Annotated in this window: 24 protein-coding genes; 15 read left to right on the top strand and 9 right to left on the bottom strand. The window is 70.5% G+C overall.

What is annotated here, in order from left to right; translation table 11 throughout:
- The first annotated feature begins 12 nt into the window (after positions 1 to 12).
- The 5 genes from K1T34_RS28015 (at position 13) to K1T34_RS28035 (ending at position 2,653) form a co-directional block, all read left to right on the top strand.
- Positions 13 to 513: a hypothetical protein gene (locus K1T34_RS28015; protein WP_220237764.1), complete on the top strand. Its 501-nt coding sequence runs from the start codon at positions 13 to 15 to the stop codon at positions 511 to 513.
- Positions 510 to 980 carry a YbaB/EbfC family nucleoid-associated protein gene (locus K1T34_RS28020; protein WP_220237765.1) on the top strand — a complete coding sequence of 157 codons (471 nt, stop codon included), beginning with the start codon at positions 510 to 512 and terminating at the stop codon, positions 978 to 980. Before K1T34_RS28015 ends, K1T34_RS28020 begins: the two co-directional genes overlap by 4 nt.
- Positions 977 to 1,717 carry a hypothetical protein gene (locus K1T34_RS28025; protein ID WP_220237766.1) on the top strand — a complete coding sequence of 247 codons (741 nt, stop codon included), beginning with the start codon at positions 977 to 979 and terminating at the stop codon, positions 1,715 to 1,717. The genes K1T34_RS28020 and K1T34_RS28025 overlap by 4 nt, the downstream gene beginning before the upstream one ends.
- Positions 1,718 to 1,729: 12 nt before the next feature.
- On the top strand, positions 1,730 to 2,044 hold the full coding sequence (locus tag K1T34_RS28030) for a DUF4333 domain-containing protein (RefSeq protein ID WP_220237767.1): 315 nt from the start codon (positions 1,730 to 1,732) through the stop codon (positions 2,042 to 2,044).
- Between the two features lie 111 nt (positions 2,045 to 2,155).
- Entirely contained in the window at positions 2,156 to 2,653 is a 498-nt protein-coding gene (locus tag K1T34_RS28035) for a GNAT family protein (RefSeq protein WP_360592538.1), read from the top strand.
- On the opposite strand, the gene K1T34_RS28040 is transcribed toward K1T34_RS28035, so the two are convergent.
- Positions 2,646 to 3,410 (bottom strand): IclR family transcriptional regulator, encoded by a 765-nt coding sequence (locus K1T34_RS28040; protein WP_220237769.1) that lies wholly within the window; start codon positions 3,408 to 3,410, stop codon positions 2,646 to 2,648. The genes K1T34_RS28035 and K1T34_RS28040 overlap by 8 nt on opposite strands.
- Positions 3,411 to 3,531: 121 nt before the next feature.
- Between K1T34_RS28040 and aceB the strand changes: the two genes are divergently transcribed.
- The 3 genes from aceB to htpG all read left to right on the top strand — a co-directional run bounded on the left by aceB (position 3,532) and on the right by htpG (position 8,661).
- Complete coding sequence (gene aceB / locus K1T34_RS28045; RefSeq protein WP_220237770.1) at positions 3,532 to 5,106, top strand: malate synthase A; 1,575 nt, start codon at positions 3,532 to 3,534, stop codon at positions 5,104 to 5,106.
- Positions 5,106 to 6,302, top strand: a complete 1,197-nt coding sequence (locus K1T34_RS28050) for an aldolase (RefSeq protein ID WP_220237771.1) — start codon at positions 5,106 to 5,108, stop codon at positions 6,300 to 6,302. The genes aceB and K1T34_RS28050 overlap by 1 nt, the downstream gene beginning before the upstream one ends.
- Before the next feature lie 415 nt (positions 6,303 to 6,717).
- The gene (gene htpG, locus K1T34_RS28055) at positions 6,718 to 8,661 is read left to right on the top strand and encodes a molecular chaperone HtpG (protein ID WP_220237772.1); all 1,944 of its coding nucleotides are present in this window, start codon (positions 6,718 to 6,720) and stop codon (positions 8,659 to 8,661) included.
- 55 nt (positions 8,662 to 8,716) lie between these two features.
- On the opposite strand, the gene K1T34_RS28060 is transcribed toward htpG, so the two are convergent.
- Positions 8,717 to 10,111, bottom strand: a complete 1,395-nt coding sequence (locus K1T34_RS28060) for a PucR family transcriptional regulator (RefSeq protein ID WP_220237773.1) — start codon at positions 10,109 to 10,111, stop codon at positions 8,717 to 8,719.
- A gap of 124 nt (positions 10,112 to 10,235) precedes the next feature.
- Between K1T34_RS28060 and K1T34_RS28065 the strand changes: the two genes are divergently transcribed.
- The 5 genes from K1T34_RS28065 to K1T34_RS28085 are packed head-to-tail and all read left to right on the top strand — an operon-like array spanning position 10,236 to position 16,915.
- Complete coding sequence (locus tag K1T34_RS28065) at positions 10,236 to 11,150, top strand: xanthine dehydrogenase family protein subunit M (RefSeq protein WP_220237774.1); 915 nt, start codon at positions 10,236 to 10,238, stop codon at positions 11,148 to 11,150.
- Positions 11,141 to 11,629: a (2Fe-2S)-binding protein gene (locus K1T34_RS28070; RefSeq protein WP_220237775.1), complete on the top strand. Its 489-nt coding sequence runs from the start codon at positions 11,141 to 11,143 to the stop codon at positions 11,627 to 11,629. Before K1T34_RS28065 ends, K1T34_RS28070 begins: the two co-directional genes overlap by 10 nt.
- Positions 11,626 to 12,966 (top strand): 8-oxoguanine deaminase, encoded by a 1,341-nt coding sequence (locus K1T34_RS28075; RefSeq protein ID WP_220237776.1) that lies wholly within the window; start codon positions 11,626 to 11,628, stop codon positions 12,964 to 12,966. Before K1T34_RS28070 ends, K1T34_RS28075 begins: the two co-directional genes overlap by 4 nt.
- On the top strand, positions 12,963 to 15,236 hold the full coding sequence (gene pucD, locus K1T34_RS28080) for a xanthine dehydrogenase subunit D (protein ID WP_220237777.1): 2,274 nt from the start codon (positions 12,963 to 12,965) through the stop codon (positions 15,234 to 15,236). Before K1T34_RS28075 ends, pucD begins: the two co-directional genes overlap by 4 nt.
- A gap of 56 nt (positions 15,237 to 15,292) precedes the next feature.
- On the top strand, positions 15,293 to 16,915 hold the full coding sequence (locus K1T34_RS28085) for an NAD-dependent malic enzyme (RefSeq protein ID WP_220237778.1): 1,623 nt from the start codon (positions 15,293 to 15,295) through the stop codon (positions 16,913 to 16,915).
- Here K1T34_RS28085 and K1T34_RS28090 read toward each other — a convergent pair.
- The 6 genes from K1T34_RS28090 to K1T34_RS28115 all read right to left on the bottom strand — a co-directional run bounded on the left by K1T34_RS28090 (position 16,912) and on the right by K1T34_RS28115 (position 21,145).
- Positions 16,912 to 17,508 carry a TetR/AcrR family transcriptional regulator gene (locus K1T34_RS28090; RefSeq protein WP_255637643.1) on the bottom strand — a complete coding sequence of 199 codons (597 nt, stop codon included), beginning with the start codon at positions 17,506 to 17,508 and terminating at the stop codon, positions 16,912 to 16,914. The genes K1T34_RS28085 and K1T34_RS28090 overlap by 4 nt on opposite strands.
- Positions 17,505 to 18,839, bottom strand: coding sequence for a nucleobase:cation symporter-2 family protein (locus K1T34_RS28095; RefSeq protein WP_220237779.1), 1,335 nt, complete (start codon positions 18,837 to 18,839; stop codon positions 17,505 to 17,507). Before K1T34_RS28095 ends, K1T34_RS28090 begins: the two co-directional genes overlap by 4 nt.
- Before the next feature lie 25 nt (positions 18,840 to 18,864).
- Positions 18,865 to 19,764 carry a factor-independent urate hydroxylase gene (gene pucL / locus K1T34_RS28100; protein WP_220237780.1) on the bottom strand — a complete coding sequence of 300 codons (900 nt, stop codon included), beginning with the start codon at positions 19,762 to 19,764 and terminating at the stop codon, positions 18,865 to 18,867.
- A 13-nt stretch (positions 19,765 to 19,777) separates the two neighbouring features.
- Complete coding sequence (gene uraH, locus K1T34_RS28105) at positions 19,778 to 20,101, bottom strand: hydroxyisourate hydrolase (RefSeq protein WP_220237781.1); 324 nt, start codon at positions 20,099 to 20,101, stop codon at positions 19,778 to 19,780.
- Complete coding sequence (gene uraD / locus K1T34_RS28110; protein WP_220237782.1) at positions 20,098 to 20,583, bottom strand: 2-oxo-4-hydroxy-4-carboxy-5-ureidoimidazoline decarboxylase; 486 nt, start codon at positions 20,581 to 20,583, stop codon at positions 20,098 to 20,100. The genes uraH and uraD overlap by 4 nt, the downstream gene beginning before the upstream one ends.
- A gap of 85 nt (positions 20,584 to 20,668) precedes the next feature.
- Positions 20,669 to 21,145 carry a helix-turn-helix domain-containing protein gene (locus tag K1T34_RS28115; protein ID WP_220237783.1) on the bottom strand — a complete coding sequence of 159 codons (477 nt, stop codon included), beginning with the start codon at positions 21,143 to 21,145 and terminating at the stop codon, positions 20,669 to 20,671.
- 135 nt (positions 21,146 to 21,280) lie between these two features.
- Between K1T34_RS28115 and allB the strand changes: the two genes are divergently transcribed.
- Positions 21,281 to 22,609 carry an allantoinase AllB gene (gene allB, locus K1T34_RS28120; RefSeq protein WP_220237784.1) on the top strand — a complete coding sequence of 443 codons (1,329 nt, stop codon included), beginning with the start codon at positions 21,281 to 21,283 and terminating at the stop codon, positions 22,607 to 22,609.
- Between the two features lie 2 nt (positions 22,610 to 22,611).
- The gene (alc, locus tag K1T34_RS28125; protein WP_220237785.1) at positions 22,612 to 23,631 is read left to right on the top strand and encodes an allantoicase; all 1,020 of its coding nucleotides are present in this window, start codon (positions 22,612 to 22,614) and stop codon (positions 23,629 to 23,631) included.
- A gap of 4 nt (positions 23,632 to 23,635) precedes the next feature.
- Here the strand turns inward: alc and K1T34_RS28130 are convergent, their stop codons facing one another.
- The gene (locus tag K1T34_RS28130) at positions 23,636 to 23,812 is read right to left on the bottom strand and encodes a hypothetical protein (RefSeq protein WP_220237786.1); all 177 of its coding nucleotides are present in this window, start codon (positions 23,810 to 23,812) and stop codon (positions 23,636 to 23,638) included.
- Between the last annotated feature and the right edge of the window lie 341 nt (positions 23,813 to 24,153).

A 24,153-nucleotide genomic window follows, 5' to 3' on the forward strand; every position in this document is an offset into this window, starting at 1 on the left:
GGAGCAGACACAGTGGCAGGCACTCTCCCCGTCCCGATCGTCTTCGAGCTGCCGGACGGATGGCGATCCGTTCCGCCCGACGAAGTCGGCACGCCGGACGCCGCGTTCGTCGCGCTCAACACCGGCAGTTCGCGCGAGGGCTTCACGGCGAACATCACGATCACCGGCGAGCTCCGCGAGGACGACGCGCCGCTCACGGCCATCGGTGACGAGGCCGTCGAGCGGTTGCGGAGCGCGGGCGCACAGGGCGTGCAGCTCGGGCGGCGCAACGAGGTCGGCTCGGCGGAGAACCCGGGTCTCACGCAGGCGGTGAAGTTGACCGTCGGCCTCAAGGGCAAGCAGGTTGACCTCGTGCAGTTCCAGGTGTTCATGGTCATGCGAGACCAGCAAAACCCGGAGCGGCGCGCGGTCTTGCACATCGTGCTGTCCGCGCTGCTGGAAAACCAGTTCGAGCACGTCATCGACGACTTCCAGAAGTTCCTCACCACCGTCAAACCGGAGCAGGCGGCATGAACGACACCGCACGGCAGCTGCTGGCCCGCATCGAGGCGATCGACACGGCCGCGGCGGACAACCGCTTGCGGGCCGAGGCATACAAGCGCGTGGCCGACGAACTGAAAGACGCGATGGGCAGCGCCACCTCACCGGACGGCGTGGTCGCCGTAGTCGCTGGTCCCGGCGGTGCGATCGCGTCGGTCACCTTCAGCGAACGGGCCCGGGAAACGGATCCCGCTGTGCTGTCGTCGGACGTCATGCGCGCGATCGGCGAAGCGCAGGCTGCGGCGGCGCGGATGCAGGCCGACGTGGTGCGCCGCGGACTCGGCAGTACCGAGTTCCTCAACCGCGTGCTCGACTCCGACGAGCAGCTCTTCGGCGCTCCTCGCCCGGCAGCGCCGGCCCCGCCGAAGCCGACTCGAGCAGCGCCCGCGGACGACGAGTTCGACGACTTCAGCGTCTACGACCAAGAGCCGACCCGGTGAGCACAGCGCTCATCCTCGTGATCGTCATCGGCGGCACGCTCCTGATCGCGGCCGCGGTGACGTGGTTCGTGGTGTGGAACAACCGCGGTATGCAGCGCGCCGAAGCCGGGGTGTTGCAGCGGCTGAGCCAGGAATCGCCGCGGCGGGGCTGGCAGTACGAGGAGCGCAACGACTCCTACTGCGCCTTCTACAACGAAGGCGACCACTATCTGCAGCGTTCCTTCGCGGACGAGCTGTTCTCACCGAGCGATCCGTTCGCGCGGCTGCCCGAGGCGTTCGAGGCGCACGAGATCGTGAGCGGGACGCACCGGGGACGCCCCTTCCTCGGCGCCAGGTTCAAGGTGCGCCAACGCGGCGTGGCCATCCACTACACGCGGGCCGTGTGGGTGCGCACTCCGAAACTCGGCCCTGCCCTGCAGGTGGGCCCGGCGGTGGCGCTCGAGAGCCGCGTGAACGACTCGATCGGACGCGGCGACCTTCGAGTGGGCGACCCCGAGTTCGACGAGCGCTACGAGGTGCTCACCGGCGACGATCGCTTCGCCCGTGCGGTGCTCGTACCGCAGGTCACCCAGTTCTTGAAGACCGACCCTCGCGAATTCCGCGGGTTCACCTTGTTCGGCGCGAACTTCGTGGTCCTCGACCGCCTCGTCGATCACCGTGATCCCGAAAAACTCGTCGCCGCATTGGACTTGCGGTGCGACCTGCTGGATTTGGTTCCGCGTTCCGTCTGGGCCTAGAGGAGGCTGGCTGTGGTGCGTCGTTTGTTGGTCGCGGTGTGTGGCATCGCTTTGGTGGCCGGGTGTTCCGCGCACGTGGAGGTGACGCGGCGGGTGGCGAAGGCCGATCTGGAGAAGGGGATCGCCGACGCGCTGCAGAGCTCGATCGGGCAGCGGCCGGACACGGTGACGTGCCCAGGGCCGATCGACGCGAAAGTCGGGCAGCAGATGCGCTGCGAGCTGAGCGCCGGCACGACCAGGGCGGGCCTCACAGCGACCATCAACACCGTCAACGGCAGCGACGTCCGCTACTCGGTGAAGGTGGACGACCACGTCATCAGCAATTGAGGTGACACACCGGTCCCCACCGGCGCACACTCGCGGTGTGTATTGACGCCCGCGTGGACCGCCCGTTTCCCCTCGTCACCCGAACACCCCCCGACGAGAGGAAACCCGGTGATGATCATCGAAGGCCCGCGCGTCCGCCTGCGTCCGCTCACGCGTGACGATCGGCAGCGCGCCCAGGAAATCCTGTCCACACCCGAAGTCGCCCGATGGTGGGGCGAAGCCGAGCCCGAGGTCGAAACCCTCCTCGAGGAGGAAGCCGGCTACTCCAGCTACGCCATCGAACTCGACGGGGACGTCATCGGGCTCATCCAGAGCTCCGAAGAACTCGACCCGCAGTACCGCCACGCCGGCATCGACATCGCCGTCGACCCGGCCCACCATGGCCACGGCAACGGCCCCGAGGCGATCCGCGTGCTCGCGCAGCACCTGTTCGCCCAGGGCCACCACCGGCTCACGATCGACCCGGCCGCCGCGAACGAGAAGGCCGTGCACGTGTACACCAAGCTCGGCTTCCGGCCCGTCGGCCTGCTGCGCCAGTACGAACGCGGCCCCGACGGCACCTTCCACGACGGCCTGCTGATGGACCTCCTGGCGGGCGAGCTCAGGTGACCGGCAGCTGCTGCGAAAGCCGGTCGGCGATCTTCTGCACCACCGGCGCGATGCTCGCCACCGCGTCCGCGGTCAGCCGGCCGGACGGACCGGACACGGACACCGCCGCGGGTACCGGCATGCCGGGCACCGCGACGGCGATGCACCGGACCCCGAGCTCCTGCTCGGCCTCGTCCAGCGCGTAACCCTGCGACGCGATGCGCGTGAGCTCGTCGGCGAGCGAAGAAGGGTCGGTGAAGGTGTGTTCGGTGTACGCGGGCATGCCCGTGCGCGCCAGAAGCGCCGCGACGTCGTCGGCGGGCAGCTGCGCGAGCATCGCCTTGCCGACCCCGGTGCCGTGGGGCAGCAGGCGCCGGCCGACTTCGGTGAACATGCGCATGGAGTGCTTGGAGGGCACCTGGGCCACGTACACGACCTCGTCGCGCTCCAGCACGGCGAGGTTGGCCGTCTCGCCGACCTCCTCCACGAGTTCGACCAGCAACGGCCGCGCCCACGAGCCGAACTGCATGCTCGCGTTCTCGCCGAGGCGGATGAGCCGCGCGCCGAGGGCGTAGCGGCGGTTGGTGTTCTGCCGGACGTACCCGAGGTCCACGAGGGTGCGGATCAGCCGGTGAATGGTCGGCATCGGCAGCCCCGACAGGGTCGCGAGCTCCGACAGGCTGGCCTCCCCACCCGTGTCCGCGAGGTGCTCCAGCAGCTCGAACGCGCGCTGCAGGGACTGGACGCCGCCGTCCCGTCCGCCTTTCTCAGCTGCCACCGGTGGTCCTCCTCACAGGTCCTCTTCTTCCGAGCGTTTGAGCTTCCGCTATGCAGAAACTATAGTCCGTCAGGTAAAAACCGTAGGGACGTTATCCAAAGTACGACTCGGGGTGTTTCGCATGTCTGAAGTCCAGGTCCTCGGCGGCTCGGTGGAGCGCGGCGAAGAGATCCTGACGCCGGAAGCCCTCGCCTTCCTGGCGGGGCTCCACGACGCCTTCGCGGCGCGCCGGGACGAGCTGCTCGCGGCCCGCGGCAAGCGCCGCGAAGAGGCCCGCACGACCGGCCGGCTCGACTTCCTGCCGGAGACGAAGGAAATCCGCGAGGGCGACTGGAAGGTCGCCGAGGCGCCGCCGGCGCTGCGCGACCGCCGCGTGGAGATCACCGGTCCCACCGACCGCAAGATGACCATCAACGCCCTCAACTCCGGCGCCAAGGTGTGGCTCGCCGACTTCGAGGACGCCAACACGCCGCACTGGGCCAACGTCGTGTCCGGCCAGGTCAACCTGTCCGACGCCATCCGCGAGACCATCACGCTGGAGAGCGGCGGCAAGAGCTACGCGCTCAAGGACGACGTCGAGCACGCCACCATCGTGGTCCGCCCGCGCGGCTGGCACCTCGACGAGCGCAACCTCACCTTCGGCGGCCGCCAGGGCGTCGGCGCGCTGGTCGACTTCGGCCTGTACTTCTTCCACAACGCTGCCGAGCTGCTCAAGCGCGGCAAGGGCCCGTACTTCTACCTGCCGAAGATGGAAAGCCACCTCGAGGCGCGGCTGTGGAACGACGTGTTCACCCACGCCGAGAAGACCCTCGGCATCGAGCACGGCACCGTCCGCGCCACCGTGCTGATCGAGACGATCCCGGCCGCGTTCGAGATGGAGGAGATCCTCTACGAGCTGCGTGAGCACGCCTCGGGCCTCAACGCGGGCCGCTGGGACTACCTGTTCAGCGTGATCAAGTACTTCCGCGACGCCGGTGAGAAGTTCGTGCTGCCGGACCGCAACTCGGTGACCATGACCGCGCCGTTCATGCGCGCCTACACCGAGCTGCTCGTGGCCACCTGCCACCAGCGCGGCGCGTTCGCGATCGGCGGCATGGCGGCGTTCATCCCGAGCAAGGACCCGAAGGTCAACGAGGGCGCGTTCGAGAAGGTCCACGCCGACAAGGCGCGCGAGGCGGCCGACGGCTTCGACGGTTCCTGGGTCGCGCACCCCGGCATGGTCGCCCTCTGCAAGGAGGAGTTCGACAAGGTTCTCGGCGACCGGCCGAACCAGCTCGAGCGCACCCGTGACGAGGTCAGCGTCACCGCCGACCAGCTCCTCGACGTCGCCTCGACGCCGGGCAGCGCCACCGCGGCCGGCCTGCGCGCCGCCGTCGAGGTCGGCATCCGCTACATCGCCTCCTGGCTGAGCGGCAACGGCGCGGCGGCCATCCACAACCTCATGGAGGACGCGGCCACCGCCGAGATCTCGCGGTCGCAGATCTGGCAGTGGGTCAAGAACGGCACCCAGCTCGACACCGGCGACACCGTTACGGCGGAGTTGGTGCGCGGCGTGCTGGCCGAGGTCCGCGGCGAGCTCTCGGCCGAGGTCAAGGAAGACGTGCTCACCCCGGCCGTCGAGCTGTTCGAGCAGGTCGCGCTCGCCGACGAGTTCCCGGACTTCCTCACGCTGCCGGCCTACGAGCACATCAAGTAATGCGGGACGGCAGGCTCACCGAGGACGTCTACACCGCCGCCGACGCGCGCCTGGCCGAGGCCGACGCGCGCGTCGCGGCGCTGTACCCCGGTGAGCCGCCGGGCCGCCGCCCCGTGCACACCGTGTACGTGCCGGCGTCGGAGTACCGCACGCGCCTGGTCGCCGACTGGGGCAAGCAGGCCATGCGGGTGTTCGTCGAGCGCGGCGACGTGCTCGGCCTCGACGCGGACGTCGCCGAGCGCGTGCGGACGAAACTGCTCACCGAGCCGATCGAGGACCTCCGAATCGACTTCGAGGACGGCTACGGCAACCCGGGCGACGAAGCCGAGGACGCCGCCGCCCTGGCCGCCGGGCAGACCCTGGCGACCACAGGCGGCACGCCGTTCGTCGGCATCCGCTTCAAGAGCTTCGAAGCCGCCACGCGCCGGCGCGGCATCCGCACACTGGACCTGTTTCTGACCGGTTTGCTCAGCAACGGCGACCTCCCCAACGGCTTCGTGGTCACGCTGCCGAAGGTCACTGCCGTCGAGCAGGTCTCGGTGGCGGCCGACGTACTCGGACAGCTCGAGGTCGCCTACGGCCTGGCGGAAGGCGCGCTGCGCTTCGAGGTACAGATCGAGACCGCGCAATCGATCCTCGCCCACGACGGCACGGTCGCAGTGGCCCGCATCATCCAGGCCGCCGCCGGCCGTTGCTCGGGCCTGCACTACGGCACCTACGACTACAGCGCGGGCCTCGGCATCGGCGCCGCCTACCAGAGCATGGCCCACCCGGCCGCCGACTTCGCGAAGCACCTCATGCAGGTCGCGGCCGCCGGCACCGGCGTACGCCTCTCCGACGGCTCCACCAACCGCCTGCCGATCGGCGACGACCTGCCCGGCGCCTGGGCCGAACACCTGCGCCTGGTCCGCCGCTCCCTGGAAAACGGCTTCTACCAGGGCTGGGACCTGCACCCGAACCAGCTGCCGACGCGCTTCGCCGCCACCTACGCCTTCTACCGCGAAGGCTTCCCCACCGCGGCAAAACGCCTCAGCGACTACGCCTCCCAAACGTCGTCCGGCGTCCTCGACGAACCCGCCACCGCCGCCGCCCTCGCCCACTACCTCCTCGGCGGCCTCCACTGCGGCGCCCTGGAAGCGGCCGAACTCCCCTTCGACGCCGCGACCCTCGACCGCTACGCCCGCCGCCTCACCTGACGCCCCTCTGAACGCACCCCAACGCGGCGTTCGTTGCGCTCACCGCGCCCAATGCGGCGTTCGTTGCGCCCAACGCACCGAACGCCACAATTGAAGTGCTTTGACGCCCCACTCACCGCCGCCCGCCTGCCAAATCGGCCCCCACCCAGGCCGCGTTCACCCTCATGACCGCCGCCCAATCACGCGACGGAACCCTGCACCCAGACCCGCCCCGGCACCCCGATCCGAAGCCTTCTTGCGGACGGCTCACCGGCGGTCAACACAATCCAGCTTCGGGGTGCACACCCCACGCAACACGCCCTGCGAGGACCAGAAACCACACAGAGCTGACTGCACCCGCAACCCATCCAACCCACCCCAGGTAGGCTCGCTGCCGTCTTTCTGGTGTGGGGTGGGAAAGGAAAAACGCGACACCATGTCTCAAGAAGCGGCGACTCAAGCAGCACAGCCCGAAACCCTCGAATTCCAGTCCGAGGCCCGCCAGCTCCTCCAGCTGATGATCCACTCGATCTACTCGAACAAGGACATCTTCCTCCGCGAGCTCATCTCCAACGCCTCCGACGCCCTCGACAAACTCCGTCTCGAGACCTACCGCGACAAGGACCTCGAAGCCGATACCTCGGACCTCCACGTCGAGCTCACCCTCGACAAGGACGCCCGCACCCTCACCGTCCGCGACAACGGCATCGGCATGAGCCGCGACGACGTCGTGAACCTGATCGGCACGATCGCCAAGTCGGGCACCGCCGAGTTCCTGCGCAAGCTCAAAGAGTCGCAAGACGGAAGCTCGCAGGACCTGATCGGCCAGTTCGGCGTCGGCTTCTACTCCAGCTTCATGGTCGCCGACAAGGTCACCCTCGTGACGCGCAAGGCCGGCACCGCCGACGGCGTGCGCTGGCAGTCCGAGGGCGAGGGCACCTACACGATCGAGCCGGTGGCCGACGCGCCGCAGGGCACTGCCGTCACGCTGCACCTGAAGCCGGCCGACGACGAGGACCACCTCTTCGACTACACGTCGGAGTGGAAGGTCCGCGAGATCGTGAAGCGGTACTCCGACTTCATCACCTGGCCCGTGCGGATGGCCAAGCAGGCCAGCCCCCTCGAGGCCGCCGAGGAAGGCGCCGAAGAGGGCTCCGAAGAACGCACCGAGCCTGAGTTCGAAACCGTCAACTCCCGCAAGGCCCTCTGGGCCCGCCCCTCCTCGGAAGTCTCCGACGAGGAGTACCAGGAGTTCTACAAGCACATCAGCCACGACTGGAACAACGCGCTCGAAACCGTCCGCATGCAGGCGGAGGGCACGTTCGAGTACCAGGCGCTGCTGTTCATCCCGTCCCAGGCGCCGATGGACCTGTTCATGCGGGACGCGAAGCGCGGCGTGCAGCTGTACGTGAAGCGCGTGTTCATCATGGACGACTGCGAAGCGCTCATGCCGAACTACCTGCGCTTCATCAAGGGTGTCGTCGACGCGCAGGACCTTTCGCTCAACGTCTCGCGCGAGATCCTGCAGCAGGACCGCCAGATCCGCGCGATCCGGCGGCGGCTGGAGAAGAAGATCCTGTCCACGATCAAGACGATGATGACCGAGGACGCCGAGAAGTACGCGACGTTCTGGCGCGAGTTCGGCCGCGCGGTGAAGGAGGGTCTGCTCGACGACCCGGAGAACCGCCCCGCCATCCTCGACATCTCGTCGTTCGCGTCCACGCACCACGCGGAGAAGCCGACCTCGCTGCGCGACTACGTCTCGCGGATGAAGGAAGGCCAGGAGCACATCTACTACCTCACCGGCGAGTCGCGCACGGTGATCGAGAACTCGCCGCACCTGGAAGCGTTCCGCGCCAAGGGGTACGAGGTCCTCATCCTCACCGACCCGGTCGACGAGATGTGGGTCGACGGAGTGGGCGGGTTCGAGGAGAAGTCGTTCCAGTCCGTGGCCAAGGGCGAGGTCGACCTCGGCGGCGACGAGACGTCCGACGAGCAGAAGGCCGAGTACGAGGACCTGCTCAAGTGGATGTCGGCGACGCTCACCGACAGCGTCAAGGAGGTTCGCCTCTCCTCGCGGCTGACCACCTCGCCGTCGTGCATCGTCGGCGACTCGGGTGACATGACGCCGACGCTGGAGAAGATGTACCGCGCGATGGGCCAGGAGATGCCGCAGATCAAGCGGGTCCTGGAGCTCAACCCGGAGCACGCGCTGGTCTCCGGGCTGCGCAAGGCGTTCGCGGAGAACCCGGCGGACGGTTCGCTGGCCGAGACGGCGGAGCTGCTGCACGGCATGGCGCTGCTGGCCGAGGGCGGCGAGCTGGCCGACCCGGGCCGGTTCCTGAAGCTGGTCGCCGACCGGGCCGCGAAGGCTCTCTGACCACCGGTCCGTGAAGGGCACCTTGCGGGAAACCCAAGGTGCCCTTCACGGCGTTTCAGGACTCCGAGGTCAGCGCCAGGTAGACGTCGACCTGCGCGACGAAGTCCGTGAGGTCCACGCCGAGCAGCTCGGCGGCGCGGCCGATGCGGTAACGCAGGGTGTTCACGTGGATGTGCAGGGTTTTCGCCGCGCGCGTGGGGGAGCCGGAGCACTCGAGGAACACGCGCACGGTGCGCACGAGGTCCGAGTGCTGCTCGGCGTCGTAGTCGAGCAGTGGCCCGAGCAGGCGCCGGCGCAACGCGGCGCGCAGGTCGGTGGACGCGCCGGCGAGCAGGAGCTGGTGCACGCCGAGCGCGGCGGCGGGCACGACCACCACGTCGCCTTCCCGGTCGGCCGCAAGGGAAAGCGCGTGGCGCGCGACTTCGAACGCGCCGCGTGACTCCGCCGCGGGCACGGCATCGCTGACGCCGGCGAGGATCCGCGTCGCGCGCAGCAGGGGTTCCACTGTGGACAGAGCGGTCACCGCGTCGTCGGCCCAACCGGCGGGCCACGAACCGTCGTCGGCGACGAGGGCGAGCGCCTCCGTGTGGTCGCGGCTGCCGGTCGGGGTGACGGCTCTCCCGGTGGTGGCCAGGAGTTCGGCGAGGACGTCGTCGGCCTCTGCGCTGTCCTCGGTCCGCAGGGCGACCGCGCGGACGTTCCCGCCGAGCGGCGCCGGCGACGGACGCGACCGTGCGCGAGCCAAACCGACCAGCCCGGCCAGCTCCTCGGCGAGCTCGGTCTGCGCGGTGCTCAGCGGTCCGTCCACGGCGAGCAGCCACGGCACCGCGTGGCGGCTCTCCACCGGCAGCACGGTCAGGCCGCCCGCCGCCGTCGGGCGGGCGCGGGCGGCGGCGAACTGGCGCACGGGCTCGGCCGCCGATACCGGCAGCGCCGCCGTGCCGGCCACCACGCGGGGCACGCCCGAGAGGACCCAGCACGCCGTGCCGAGCTCCTTGGCTGCGCGGGCCAGCAGGTCTTCCAGCGGCGCGTCCTCCGCGGCGGCGGTGAGCAAGCGTTTGCGCGCTCCGTCGGCGGCGGCCGCGAGTGCGAGCACCACGCGCTCGGTGACCACGGCGAACGACAGGTCCGGTGGCACTTCCAGCAGCGGGACGCGGTGGCGCGCGCACGTGTCGATGACGTCTTCGGGAATGCTGCCGGCGTCGGCGCCCGACGCGGCCAACGCGGCGGCGCCCCCGGCCGCGAGCGCCGCCACGAACGGCTCGGCGTCGCCCGGCGCGCGCCACCACAGCAGCCCGGACAGCACGAGCTCACCCGCCGTCAGGTAGCGGCCCGGGTCGGGCAGCTCGGTCACGTAGATCCGCGTGACGGCGCGGTCGAGCAGGTCCTCGGCGGTGCTCGGGTGCGGGCGCAGGCCGGGCAGGCCCAGCAGGGTTCTCACGGTCGTCATCAGGCTTGTAGGAAAGCACAAACGGGTGGTCTTCCGCTGGGACGGCTTTCATGGCGGGGCACCGTTGCCGCGCGGGCGCGTTCGGCGTGTACTGGGACATCAGCCCGTGGGGAGGAGCTCGAGCGTGGATTTCCTGCGACCCGCCAACCTGGCCGAGGCGCTGGCCGTGAAGGCCGAACGCCCCGACGCGGTGCCGATCGCCGGTGGCACGGACGTGATGGTGGAGCTGAACTTCGACCACCGCCGCCCGGCCGCGCTGCTCGATCTCACCGGCGTCGCGGAGCTGGCGGAGTGGTCCACTTCGGACGGCACTCTTTCGGACGGCGCTCTTGAGGGCAGCACTCTTTCAGACAGAACTGTGCGGCTCGGCGCGGCCGTGTCTTATTCGCGCGTGATCACGGAGTTGGGTGAACCTTTGCCCGCGTTGGCGATGGCCTCGCGCACGGTCGGTTCGCCGCAGATCCGCAACCGCGGCACGGTCGGCGGCAACCTCGGCGCCGCGTCACCGGCGGGCGACACGCATCCGGTGCTGCTCGCGCTCGGCGCGCGCGTGGAGGTGGCGTCCGTCCGGGGCACGCGCGTGCTGCCGGCGGAGGAGTTCTACCTCGGCGTGAAGCGCAACGCGCTGGAGCCAGACGAGCTGATCACCGCCGTCCACCTGCCCGCGCACGCGGGTCCGCAGCAGTTCGCGAAGGTCGGCACGCGCAACGCGATGGTGATCGCGGTCTGCTCCTTCGCGGTGAACCTGCGGCCTTCGCAGCGCCAGGTGGGCGCCTCCGTCGGGTCCGCCGCGCCCACCCCGCGCCGAGCCCGCGCGGCCGAGGAGTTCCTCGCCGCCGAACTGCCGTGGGACGCGCCCACGGCGTTGGCGGACTCGCTCAAACGGCGCTTCGGCGAGCTCGTCGCCGAGGCCGCCGCACCGATCGACGACGTCCGCGGCAGCGCGGACTACCGCAGACACGCCCTGGCCGTGCTCGCTCGGCGCACGCTGACCTGGGCCTGGGACGAACACCGGGGGAGTGAGCGCACGTGCGCGTGAACGTGAACGTCAACGGCGAGGCCCGCGAGGCCGACGACGTGTGGGAAGGCGAGAGCCTGCTTTACGTGCTGCGCGAGCGGCTCGGCCTGCCGGGCTCGAAAAACGCCTGTGAACAGGGCGAATGCGGGTCCTGCACGGTGTACCTCGACGACGTGCCGGTGTGCTCGTGCCTCGTGGCGGCCGGCCAGGTCGAGGGCCACTCGGTCCGGACCGTCGAGGGTTTGGCCGACGGCGACAAGCTGGATCCCGTGCAGCAGTCCTTCGTGGACAACGGCGCCGTGCAGTGCGGTTTCTGCACGCCCGGTCTCGTCGTCGCGGCTCACGACCTGCTCAACCGCGTGGCGCAGCCCAGCGACGAGGAGATCCGCGAGGCGCTGGCCGGGAACCTGTGCCGGTGCACGGGGTACGAGAAGATCCTCGACGCCGTCCGCGCCGCCGCTGTCCTGAAGGGCGACGCCGTGAAGGGTGGTGTCGCATGAGGACGGTCATCGAGAACGCCGCGATCGCCACCGTCAGCGGCCCCGAGTACGGCTCGGGGTACGTGCTCGTGGACAACGGCGTGATCGCCGAAGTCGGCGAAGGCACCTTCACCGGCGACGCCGAGGAGCACGTCGACGCGTCCGGCTGCCTCGTGACACCCGGCCTGGTCAACACCCACCACCACCTCTACCAGTGGGCCACGCGCGGGATGGCGGCCGACCACACGCTGTTCGAGTGGCTCGTCGCGCTCTACCCCGTGTGGGGTCGCCTCGACGCGGAGATCACGCACGCCGCCGGCACCGCCGGGCTGGCGCGGCTCGCGCTGACCGGCTGCACGACCGTGGCCGACCACCACTACGTCTTCCCGCGCGACGGCGGCGACCAGGTCGAGGCGCTCGTCGCGGCCCGCCAGCGCGTCGGCGTGCGGATGCACCTCGTGCGCGGATCGATGGACCGCGGCGAGTCCGACGGCGGGCTGCCGCCGGACAACCTCGTCGAGGGCACCGACGCCGCGCTGCTCGGCACGGAGGCGGTCATCGACCGGTTCCACGACTCGTCGCCCGACGCGCACCTGCGGATCGCGGTCGGCCCGTGCTCACCGTTCTCCGTCACCGAGCGGCTGATGACCGGCGCGGCGGACCTGGCGCGCCGCAAGGGCGTGCGGCTCCACACGCACCTGGCCGAGACGCTCGACGAGGAACGCCAGTGCCTCGCCGAGGTCGGCTGCACGCCGGCCGAGTACGCGGACAAGCTCGGCTGGCTGGCGGGTGACGTCTGGCTCGCGCACACCATCCACCTCTCGCCCGACGCGATCCGCCGCTTCGGCGCCACCGGCACGGGCTCGGCGCACTGCCCGACGTCCAACGGCCGGCTCGGCGCGGGCATCGCCCCCGTGCGGGACCTGCTGGACGCCGGCGCGCCCGTGGGCCTCGGGGTCGACGGCGCCGCGTCCAACGAGTCAGGCGGCCTCGGCGAGGAGCTGCACCAGGCGCTGCTGCAGGCTCGGCAACGCGGCGGGCCGACCGCGCTGACCACGCGGGAAGCGCTGTGGCTCGGCACAATGGGCGGCGCGCGCTGCCTAGGCCGCGACGCCGAACTGGGCTCGATCGAGGCCGGCAAGCTCGGTGACCTCGCCGTGTGGGACCTGTCGGGGCTCGAGTACGCGGGCATCACCGACCCGGTCGCCGCGCTCGTGCTGGGCGCGACCCCACCGTTGGCGCGGCTGCTCGTGGGCGGCCGGACCGTGGTGGAGCACGGCACGCTGCGTGAGGAGGACGAGTCCGCGATCGCCCGCGACTTGGCCGCCGCGAGCGCCCGGCTGCGGGAGGACCGATGACGACGACCACCACCACTTGGAAGGCCACCGGCACCACCAACGGCGTCGGGGCCGACGCGCCGAGGCCTGACGGCACGGTGAAGGTGCGCGGCGAGTTCGCGTACTCCTCGGACCTGTGGCACGAGGACATGCTGTGGGGCGCGACCCTGCGCAGCCCCCACCCGTACGCGCGGATCACCGGGATCGACCTCACGGAAGCCCTTGCGGTGCAAGGGGTTTACGCCGTGCTGACCCACGAGGACGTGCCCGGCGTCAACCGCTACGGGCTGGAGCACGCCGACCAGCCGGTGCTGGCCGACGAGGTCGTGCGCTACCAGGGGGAGCCGGTGGCGCTCGTCGCCGCCGACCACCCGGAGACGGCGCGGCGGGCGATGAAGCGGATCAAGGTGGCGTACGAACAGCTGTCGCCCGTCACCAGTTCCGAGGCGGCGGTACGGGGCGACGGGCCTTTGTTGCACGACGGTGGCAACGTGGTCCGGCACGTGCGGATCCGGCGTGGCTCCGAGGACGTGCGGGCCGACATTGTGGTGTCCGGCGTGTACGAGGTCGGCATGCAGGACCAGGCGTTCCTGGGGCCGGAGTCGGGGCTCGCGGTGCCCGACACCGTCGGTGGCGTGGACCTGTACGTCGCGACGCAGTGGCTGCACGTCGACCAGCAGCAGATCGTCGCCGCGCTCGGCCTGCCGGTCGAGAAGGTGCGGCTGACGCTGGGCGGCGTCGGTGGCGCGTTCGGCGGCCGCGAGGACCTGTCGATGCAGGTGCACGCGTGCCTGCTCGCGCTGCACACCGGCAAGCCGGTGAAGATGGTCTACAACCGCGAGGAATCCTTCTACGGCCACGTGCACCGGCATCCGGCGAAGATGTACTACGAGCACGGCGCCACCTCCGACGGCCGGCTCGTGTACGTCCGCGCGCGCCTGTTCCTCGACGGCGGCGCGTACGCGTCGTCCACCGGCGCCGTGGTGGCCAACGCGGCGACGCTCGGCGTCGGACCGTACACAGTGGACAATGTGGCGGTGGACTGCTGGGGCGCCTACACGAACAACCCGCCGTGCGGCGCGATGCGTGGCTTCGGCGCGGTGCAGGCGGCGTTCGGGTACGAGTCGCAGATGGACAAGCTGGCCGCCGCGTGCGGCCTCGACCCAGTCGAGCTGCGCATCCGCAACGCGATGACCGAGGGCGCCGTGATGCCGACGGGCCAGGTCGTGGACTCGGCCGCGCCCGTCGCCGAGCTGCTGGAACGCTTGCGCGCCAAGCCGTTGCCCGCTTCGCGCTCGTTCGACCTGCGCCACCTGCCTGGCGGTGTCTCCAACACGACGCACGGCGAAGGCGTGGTGCGTGGTGTCGGGTATGCCGTGGGGATCAAGAACGTCTGCTTCTCCGAGGGCTTCGACGACTACTCCACCGCGCGCGTGCGCCTGCAGCTCGTCGGCGGCGAACCCGCGGCCACCGTGCACACCGCGGCGTGCGAGGTCGGGCAGGGGCTCGTGACGATCATGCAGCAGATCGTGCGCACGGAGCTCGGCGTGGAGCAGGTGACCGTGCTGCCCATGGACACCTCCATCGGCAACGGCGGCTCGACGTCGGCGTCCCGCCAGAGCTACGTGACCGGCGGCGCTGTGCAGGCCGCTTCCGCTGCCGTGCGCTCCCGCTTGCTATCCCAGGCCGGGCTTTCTGCGTCGACGCGTGTGGCCGGCGGCAAACTCGTCGCGTCCGACGGTGTGGTGCTGACGGACCTCGCGTCGGTGCTGGGGTCCTCGACGTTCGACGAAACGGTCGAATGGCGCCACCGCCCCACTTACCCGCTCGACCCTGTTACCGGCCAGGGGATCGCCCACGTGCAATACGGCTTCGCCGCCCACCGCGCCGTGGTCGACGTGGACGTGGAGCTGGGCCTGGTGAAGGTCGTCGCGCTCGACTGCGCCCAAGACGTCGGCCGCGCCCTCAACCCGCAAGCCGTCCTCGGCCAAATCCAGGGCGGCTCCGCCCAGGGCCTCGGCCTCGCCGTCATGGAGGAAATCCAGGTCGACGCCGGCCGCGTCCGCAACCCCTCCTTCACCGACTACCTCATCCCCACCGTCCTCGACGTGCCCCCGATGTCCATCGACGTCCTCGAACGCCCCGACCCCCACGCCCCCTACGGCCTCCGCGGCGTCGGCGAACCCCCCACCATCTCCTCCACCCCGGCCATCGTCGCCGCCATCCGCGCCGCGACGGGCCTGGCACTCACCCGGGTGCCGGTCCGGCCGGAACACCTGACGGGGACCTGAACCCGGCGTAGTCTCCGACGCGGAACGTCCGATGTGGATCAGACGGGGGAGCGCGCATGCCGGACCGCGGACACGACCGCCTTTTCGACCCACTCACCACAAAAGGCACCGCGTTCACCCACGACGAGCGGCGGGAACTCGGCCTGCTCGGCCTTCTCCCCCTCGCCGAGAAGACGATCGGCGAGCAGGTGGCGCACACCTACCAGGAGTTCGCCCGCCAGCCGGCCGACTTGGACAAGCACGTGTTCCTGCGCGGGTTGCAGGACCGCAACGAGACGCTGTTCTACCGGCTGCTCGCCGAGCACCTCGAGGAAACTCTCCCGATCGTCTACACGCCCACCGTCGGCGAGGCGTGCCAGCGGTTCAGCGAGATCTACCGCCGCCCACGGGGCCTGTACGTGGCCTACCCCGACCGCGAGCACCTGCGCGAAGTGCTGAGGAACCGGCCCCGCGAAGAGGTCGACGTCATCGTGGTCACCGACGGCCAGCGCATTCTCGGGCTGGGCGACCAGGGCATCGGCGGCATGGGCATCCCCATCGGGAAGCTGTCGCTGTACACGCTCATCGGCGGCATCGACCCGGCGCGCACGTTGCCGATCATGCTCGACGTGGGCACCGACAACGTCGAGCGCCTCGAAGACCCGCAGTACCTGGGCTGGCGCCACCGGCGCATCGGCGACGACGAGTACTACGCGTTCGTCGACGACTTCGTCACGGCGGTGCGCGAAGAGCTGCCCGAGGTGCTGCTGCAGTGGGAGGACTTCGCCACCGCGCACGCCCAGCCGATCCTCGAGCGCTACCGCGACCGCCTGCTCACCTTCAACGACGACATCCAGGGCACCGCCGCCGTCGCGGTCGGGGCGCTGCACGGCGCGGCGAAGGTGGCCGGGCGGCCGCTGTCGCAACAGCAGATCGTGATGCTCGGCGCGGGCTCGGCCGGTATCGGCGTGCTGGAGATGATCCGCCAGGAGATGGTGGCGCAGGGTCTGTCCGACGCGGATGCGGCCGAGCGGATCTGGGTCGTCGACATCGCGGGCCTGCTCACCGACGACCGCACCGACCTGTCGGAAAGCCAGCGCCGGTTTGCCCAGCCCGCCGCCAAAACCCACGGCTGGACCGGCACCGGGCTGGCCGACGTCGTGCACAACGTCGACGTCGGCGTGCTGCTGGGCCTCTCGACGGCGGCGGGCGCGTTCACCGAGGACCTCGTACGCGAGCTGGCCGCCAAGACCGACCGGCCGATCATCTTCCCGCTCTCCAACCCCACCAGCCGCGCCGAGGCGACTCCTCGGGAGCTCGACGAGTGGACTGACGGCCGCGCCCTCGTCGCCACGGGATCGCCATTCGCACCGGTGGAGCGCGACGGCAAGCAGCACCGCGTCGCGCAGTGCAACAACGTCTACATCTTCCCGGCCATCGGCCTGGCCGTCACAGCCGTCGGCGCCACCCGCGTGACCGACGCGATGATGCGCGTCGCCGCGAAGACGCTCGGCGAGGCGTCACCCGCCCTCGACGACCCGGACGAACCGCTGCTGCCGGCGTGGGAGGACGTGCCCGAGGTCGCCACGCAGATCGCCACGGCCGTCGCCGAGCAAGCCGTGAAGGACGGCGTCGCCCCGGCGAACGACCACCTCGCCGAAACAGTCCGGCAAGCCCGCTGGACGCCCGAGTACCGCTAGCGCCTCTTCCCGTCGTGTCCGAGTTCGTCGAGGATCCGGCGGGCCACGTCGACCACGGCGGCGCCCGCGACCGCCATCGGTTCCGGCGACCGCATCGAGCGCGCCAGCACGAACGCGCCCTCCAGACTGGTGATCAGTGCGATCGTCAGCACCCGTGCCTGCTCGGGCGGCAGGCCGAATGCGGCGAACTTCTCGGTGCCCACCGAGATCCAGGCGGTGAACACGTCGGCCGTCGCCTGGCGCAGCGGTTCGCTCGTCGTTGCGACTTCCAAAGCCACCGTGGCGATCGGGCAGCCCTCCACGTAGTCGGTGTCCAGCAGTGTGGTCACCCCGGCGGCGAAGAAGGCTTCGATGCCACTCACGACGTCGGGCGCGGGCGCGATGAAGAGGTCGTACAGCTGCGCGTACTCCATCCCCGACGTGCGGATGACCTCTTCGGCGAGCTGCTCCTTGCCGCCGGGGAAGAAGTGGTACAGCGAGCCGAAGGGCGCGCCGGCCTTTTCGACGATCTGCTTCACGCCCGTGCCGGTGTAGCCACCGCGGCGGAAGAGCTCCGCGCCCGCGGCCAGGATGCGGTCCTTCGTGCCTGTCACGGCACCGAGGATAGCTCCGGGGCGGTAGAGCGTTCTGTCAACCGTTCGCCGAACACCAGGTTCAGCACCACGGCCGTGAGGCAGCCCGCGCTGATGCCGGAGTTCAGCACCACCTGCAGCGCCGCCGGAAATCCCGAGTAGAAACCCGGCACCGCGATGGGAATCAGGCCCACGCCCAGCGACGCGGCCACGATCGCGACGTTGCCGGGATGCTCGAACGACGCCTTCGCCAGCGTCCGCACGCCGCTCACCGCCACGCTGCCGAACAGCACCAGCCCGGCCCCGCCGAGTACCGGCTGCGGCACGAGCGCCACGATCCCACCCGTCACCGGCAGTGCGCCGAGCACCACCAGCACCACGCCGCTGGCCGCGACCACGTACCGGCTGACCATCCGCGTCAGCGACACCAGCCCGATGTTCTGCGCGAAGGCCGTGCACGCGAACCCGCCGAACACGGTGCTCACGGCGGTGGCGAGCCCGTCAGCCCGCAGGCCGTCCGCCAGGGTCCGGCTCGTGGTCGGCCGTCCGACGATCTCGCCGAGCGCCAGCAGGTCGGCCGTGCTCTCGGCCATCACGACGAGCATCACGATGAGCATCGAGACGATCGCCGCGATGTCGAACACCGGCGCCCCGAAGTGGAACGGCGTGGCGATGCCGAATACGGGCGCCTGCTTGAGTGTCGATGTGTCGACTTCGCCCAGCGGCCACGCCAGCAGCGTCCCGGCGACCAGGCCCAGCAGCAGCGCGATCCGGCTCCAGAAACCCTTGAGGAACCGCGTGAACACCAGCACCGCGACCAGCGTGACGCCCGCCAGCAGCAGCCCGCTCGGCCGCGCCGCCGGCTGTTGCGCGGTAATCCACTGCACGGCCACGGGCAGCAGTGAGACGCCGATCAGCGTGATGACGGTCCCCGTCACCACCGGCGGGAAGAACCGTGTGAGCTTGGAGAAGAACGGCGCGGCCAGCACCACGAACACGCCGCCGACGAGCGTCGCGCCGTAGACGACGCCCAGCGCGTTGCCGGCGTGCTGCTGCGCGATCGAGAGAATCGGCGCGACGGACGCGAACGTGACGCCGTTGACCAGCGGCAGCCGCGCGCCGAAGCGCCACACGCCGAGCGTCTGCAGAAGCGTCGCGAGGCCTGCGGTGAACAGGGACGCGCTGATGAGCAGGCTCAGCTGCCCGGGCGAGAGCCCGACGGCCGCGCCGATCACCAACGGCGGGGCCACCACGCCGGCGTACATCGCCGCCACGTGCTGGATTCCGCCGAGCACGAGCTGTGGCCACTTCGGGCGCACATCGACGGGATGACGGGATGGTCGTTCTGACATGTGCTCTCCCGGTGGGGATTCGGGGCTAGAGCACGGCGTCGGTCCAGGCCGGGCCGGGCTCTTCGGCTTCGTCGCGGACCGCGGTGCCTTCGATGAGGCCGTAGGGGCGGTCGGCGGCGTAGAACACCTCGTTGTGGTTCTCGAGGCCGAAGGGGCTCAGATCGACGAGGAAGTGGTGCTTGTTCGGCAGGGAAAGCCGGACCTCGGCGACCTCGGGCCGTGCGAGCAGCACGGCCTCACCCATCGTGTACAGGGTCTGCTGCAACGACAGGCTGTGCTTCGTGGCGAACGCCTGCAGCAGCGTCCGCCGGATCTCCTGGTGGTTCTTGGCCCAATCAACATCGGTGTCGGCCGGGTCGCCGTCGTACCGCCAGCGCGCGGTGACAGCCGTGGCGAGAATGCGGTCGTCAGTCTCCGCGAGCGTCGTGTACTCGTCGCGCGGGAAGCCGTGGAACTCCGAGCCGCCGGACTTGAGCACGGTCAGACCGTCCACACCGGACACCACCCACGCGCGGCCCGCGTGCACGGTCACGGTGGTGGTGCGGCTTTCGCCGCTGGAGCGGCTGAAGGCTTGGTCGTGCGGCCGGCCGTCGACGGGAATGCGTTCCCAGGCGTGTTCGGCGACGGTGATGCGCGCGCCGGTGATCGCCTCCTGCGTGGCCACGAAGTGCCGGCCCAGGCGTAGCGCGAAATCCTCGATCTCGCCGACGTCCTGCTGCTTGGCGAACGCGTAGACGGTGTTCTTCTGCGCGTCGGTGCTCAGCACGGCGCTGTTGTCGCCGGTCAGGTGCGTCGCGGCGAGGTCGCCGCGCAGGGCTGTGGACACGGTGAGGTCGCGCAGGTGGTGCACCGGACCGTCGCGGCGGACGGTGACCAGGCGGACCTCCGCCTTGCCGTACTGGTTGGGGCCCAGGGAGATTCCCACAGTCAGCTCCTTTTCAGCTGCCACGGTAGGTCGAGTAGGCGAACGGGCTCAGCAGCACCGGCACGTGGTGGTGCGCGGTGCCGTCGGTGATGCGGAACGCGATGGTGACGTCGGGGAAGAACGCTTCGGGCCCGAGGTAGGCGCCCGTCTCGAAGATCAGGCGGTAGACGCCAGGTTCGAGCGTCTCGGGTCCTAGGTCGCGGACTCGGCCATCGGCGTCGGTGACCCCGGAGGCCACGGGGTTCCAGCCGGAATCCTGGTGGTCCAGGTGCACTGGGATGCCTGAAGCAGGTTTGCCCGCTGCCGTGTCGAGCACGTGCGTAGTCACCAAGCTCATTCGAGGATCGCTTTCCGCAGGCGCAGCGCGGCGATCTTCGCCAGCTCCGCGCCCGCCACGTCGAGTTCGGTCTCGGGGTCGTTGCCCAGCCGCGACCGCAGGTTCGCGAGCAGTTCGGCGCCGCTGCGGCCGCCGGCGCACACGAGGAACACGTGGCCGAAGTGGGCTTCGTACTCGGCGTTGGCGGCGGCGAACTCGTCGGCGTTGTCCACACCGGACTGTTCGGAGCGCGACCACTCGGCGTCGGCGCCCTTGCTCGTCGGCTTCTCCCCGATCCGCGGGTGGGCGGCGATGGCGGCGCTCACCTCGTCGCGGTGCAGGGGAGTGGCTTTTTCAGCGGTGGTCAGGAGCGCGTCGAAATCCGCGTACGGCCGGCCGGCGAGCACCGCGTCGACCCAGCGCGGCACGGCCAGGCAGGCCGTGAGCGCGGGCCGCACGTCGGCGGCGTCGGCGGTGTTGAACTCGGCGAGTGCGAGTGGCACGGGATCTCCTCGCTGCGGGGGAGCTGGTGCCTGCCGACGGTACGGCGCCCTCGCGCCGCCGTCAACATTTTGTTGAACGCGCTGGTCAGTCCACTTCCCGGTTGAGATAGTTGTAGACCGTGAAGCGCGTGACGCCCAGCGCTTCGGCCACCGCGGACACCGATTTCCGCAAGCTGAACGCGCCGCGTTCGCGCAGGAGCCGCACCGCCCGCTGCTTGTCCGGGCGGTCGAGGTCACCGAGCTTCGCACCCAGCTCGCGCTCGACGTCGGCGATGAGCCGGGCCAGCGCGGTGTTGAGCTCGACCGGCGGGGTCGGCCCGGGTTCGTCCGTGCGGCGCAGCTGGACCGTGACGCGCGTGGCGCCGCCTTCGAGGGCGGCTCGCGCGATGGCCGGCAATGCGTTCATCAGCTGGTCGGCCGGGCCGCGCGCGAGTGTGCCGAGTGGACCGAAGTCGGTGTCGAGTCCGGCGTCGCGCGCCGCGTCGCGAGCGCGCACGGCGTGCTCCGGCGGGGCGCCCTCGCCCTGGAAGGGTTCGCTGGTGAACTCGGCTTCTAGCTCCACCTGGTGACCGTAACGTGGAGGGCGAGGCGTTGACGAGGCGAGAGCGTCGTGGTTAATCTCGATTGGCGAAAGATACTTTCCGTACTGTGAAACAACCCGTCGTTCTTGTCGACGGGAGAAGGAGTGTGCCCGCAGATGGATCTCGTGGTGCGCGCCGCACGTGCGGTGACGGCGGCCGGTGAGGGCCCCGCGACGCTGGGGGTCGACGGTGGCCGGATTGTCGTGCTGGAGCAGGGAATCGTCGACCTGGCCGGCACTCGCGTGGTCGAGCTCTCGGCCGACGAGGTGCTGCTGCCGGGGCTCGTGGACACCCACGTGCACGTGAACGACCCCGGCCGTGCCGAGTGGGAGGGCTTCGAGACCGCGACGCGCGCGGCCGCCGCCGGTGGGGTCACGACGATCGTCGACATGCCGCTCAACAGCCTGCCGCCGACGGTCGACGTCGCCGCGCTGGAGGTGAAGCGCAAGGCGGCTTCGGGGCGCACGCACGTGGACGTCGGCTTCTGGGGCGGCGCGATCCCCGGCAACATCAGCGATCTGCGTCTGCTGTACGACGCGGGGGTGTTCGGGTTCAAGTGTTTCCTGCTGCACTCCGGCGTCGACGAGTTCCCACCGCTCGACGCCGCGGGTCTGGAGGCGGCGCTGCGTGAGCTGACCTCGTTCGACGCGCTGATGATCGTGCACGCAGAGGACTCCGAGGCCATCGACGCCGCGCCGGACCCGCACGGAGAGAAGTACACCGACTTCCTCGGCTCGCGCCCGCGCGGCGCCGAGAACCTGGCCATCACGCACGTGATCGAGGCGGCCCGGCGCACCGGCGCCCGCGCGCACGTGCTGCACCTGTCCTCTTCGGACGCTCTGCCCCTGATCGCGAGCGCACGCCGCGAGGGCGTGGCGCTGTCGGCGGAGACGTGCCCGCACTACCTGAGTTTCGTCGCGGAGGAGATCCGCGACGGCGCCACGCAGTTCAAGTGTTGCCCACCGATCCGGGAGGCGGCCAACCGGGAACTGCTGTGGCAAGGGCTCGCCGACGGCGTGATCGACACGATCGTGAGCGACCACTCGCCGTGCACGCCGGAGCTGAAACGCTTCGACACCGGCGATTTCGGCCTCGCGTGGGGCGGGATCTCCAGCCTGCAGCTGGGGCTGCCCGCGGTGTGGACGCAGGCGCGCCAACGCGGGTTCGGCCTCGCCGACGTGGCGCGGTGGATGGCCGAGCGTCCGGCGGCGCAGGTGGGGATGACGCGCAAGGGCCACCTCGCCGTGGGCTACGACGCGGACTTCTCCGTGTTCGCGCCGGACGAGGCGTTCGTCGTCGACGTCGCCGCGCTGAAGCACCGCAACCCGGTGAGCGCGTATGACCAGCGGCCACTGGCCGGAGTGGTGCGCGGTACGTGGCTGCGGGGTTCGCCGGTGACCGGCGACGAGCCGCGGGGAGAGCTGTTGACCAGGGGGAACTGCTAGAGATGGAGGACCACGTGTCGCACGACCGTCCCGAGTGGACAGCCCAGCCGGACTTCGCTTCCCGCGTGTTCGGGGGCACGGTGATGTGGGCGAGCGACGAGCTGTTCGCCGAGAAGGAGAACCTCGTCAACCCGTGGCGCCCCGCGCACCGGGCCGAGACGTTCGGGCCGAAGGGTCAGGTCTACGACGGCTGGGAGACGCGCCGGCACCGCGAACCGGGTGACGACCAGGCCGTGCTGCGCCTCGGCGTCGCCGGTGTGGTGTCCGGCGTGGTGGTGGATACGGCGTTCTTCAAGGGCAACTACCCGCCGTTCGTGTCGGTGGAAGCGGTGTCGGTGCCCGGATACCCGAGCGCGGCCGAACTGTCCGAAGTGGACTGGGAAGTGCTGGTCGACCACGAGCCGGTGGTCGGTGACTCGGAGAACTTCTTCAAGGTCTCCTCGCCCCGGCGGTTCACCCACGTCCGCCTCACGCAGCACCCGGACGGCGGCGTGGCCCGCCTGCGCGTGCACGGCTCGCCGGTGCCCGACCCGGCGCTGCTGGACCCGCGCTCGCTCGATCTCGCCGCGCTGGTCAACGGCGGCGTCGTCACGGGCTGCAGCAACATGTTCTATTCGTCGCCCAACAACCTGTTCTCGCCCGGGCTCGCCGCGCACCAGGCCGAGGGCTGGGAAACCGCGCGCCGCCGCGACGACGGCAACGACTGGGTGACCGTACGCCTCGCCGGCGCCGGCATCGTCCGCTTCGCCGAGGTCGACACGAGCAACCTCAAGGGCAACGCACCGGGCTGGGCCGCGATCTCCGGCCGCCTCGACGACGGTGAATGGGTTTCTTTGCTTCCCCGCACCCGCCTGCAGCCGGACACCCGCCACCGCTTCGCACTCGAAGACGGCCCGCAGATCACCGACGCCCGCCTCGACATCTACCCGGACGGCGGCCTCGCCCGCCTGCGCCTCTACGGCGAGCTCACCAAACGCGGCCGCGAAGCCGTCACCACGCGCTTCACCGAAACGAGGGCGTGAGGTTCTAGGAGTTCGCGCCGGGCCGGTTCAGGTAGATCGAGGCACACGACAGCAGCGTGCCGACGGCGAAGATCGCCCCGAGCCACCACGGTCCGCCGGTCACGACGTTCCAGATGAACCCCGCCGCCATCAACACGGCGGCCAGGGCGTTGCGCATCTGCAGCGGGGTCGGTTTGGCCATTCCGCCACCTTCTCACGGGCCTGACCAGCCGCTCACGGCAGGACCGGCCATGATCGAGCTGCTTCGCGGACCGTGGCGCCCCGGCTGCGGACCGCGACGGGCGGCGCGGCTTGCGCGGCCGTACGCGGGTCGGGCCGGGTGAGGGAGTGAGGTTCCCGCGCGCGGGTCTGTTGCGTGCGGTTGGTGGCTGGGCCGGGCATGGTCCGGCGTCCGGCGAGGTGTCGATCGGGTCGCGGCGGCTGCCGAGCGGAGATCTCCGGTGCTCGGGCCCAGCGCGGTTTGCGCGAGGTGTCGCCTCCGCGCCGGCGTGGCGTGTCTGCGCCGGCCCGGGCGGCACGACT

The organism is Amycolatopsis sp. DSM 110486, from assembly GCF_019468465.1.
GTDB lineage: Bacteria > Actinomycetota > Actinomycetes > Mycobacteriales > Pseudonocardiaceae > Amycolatopsis.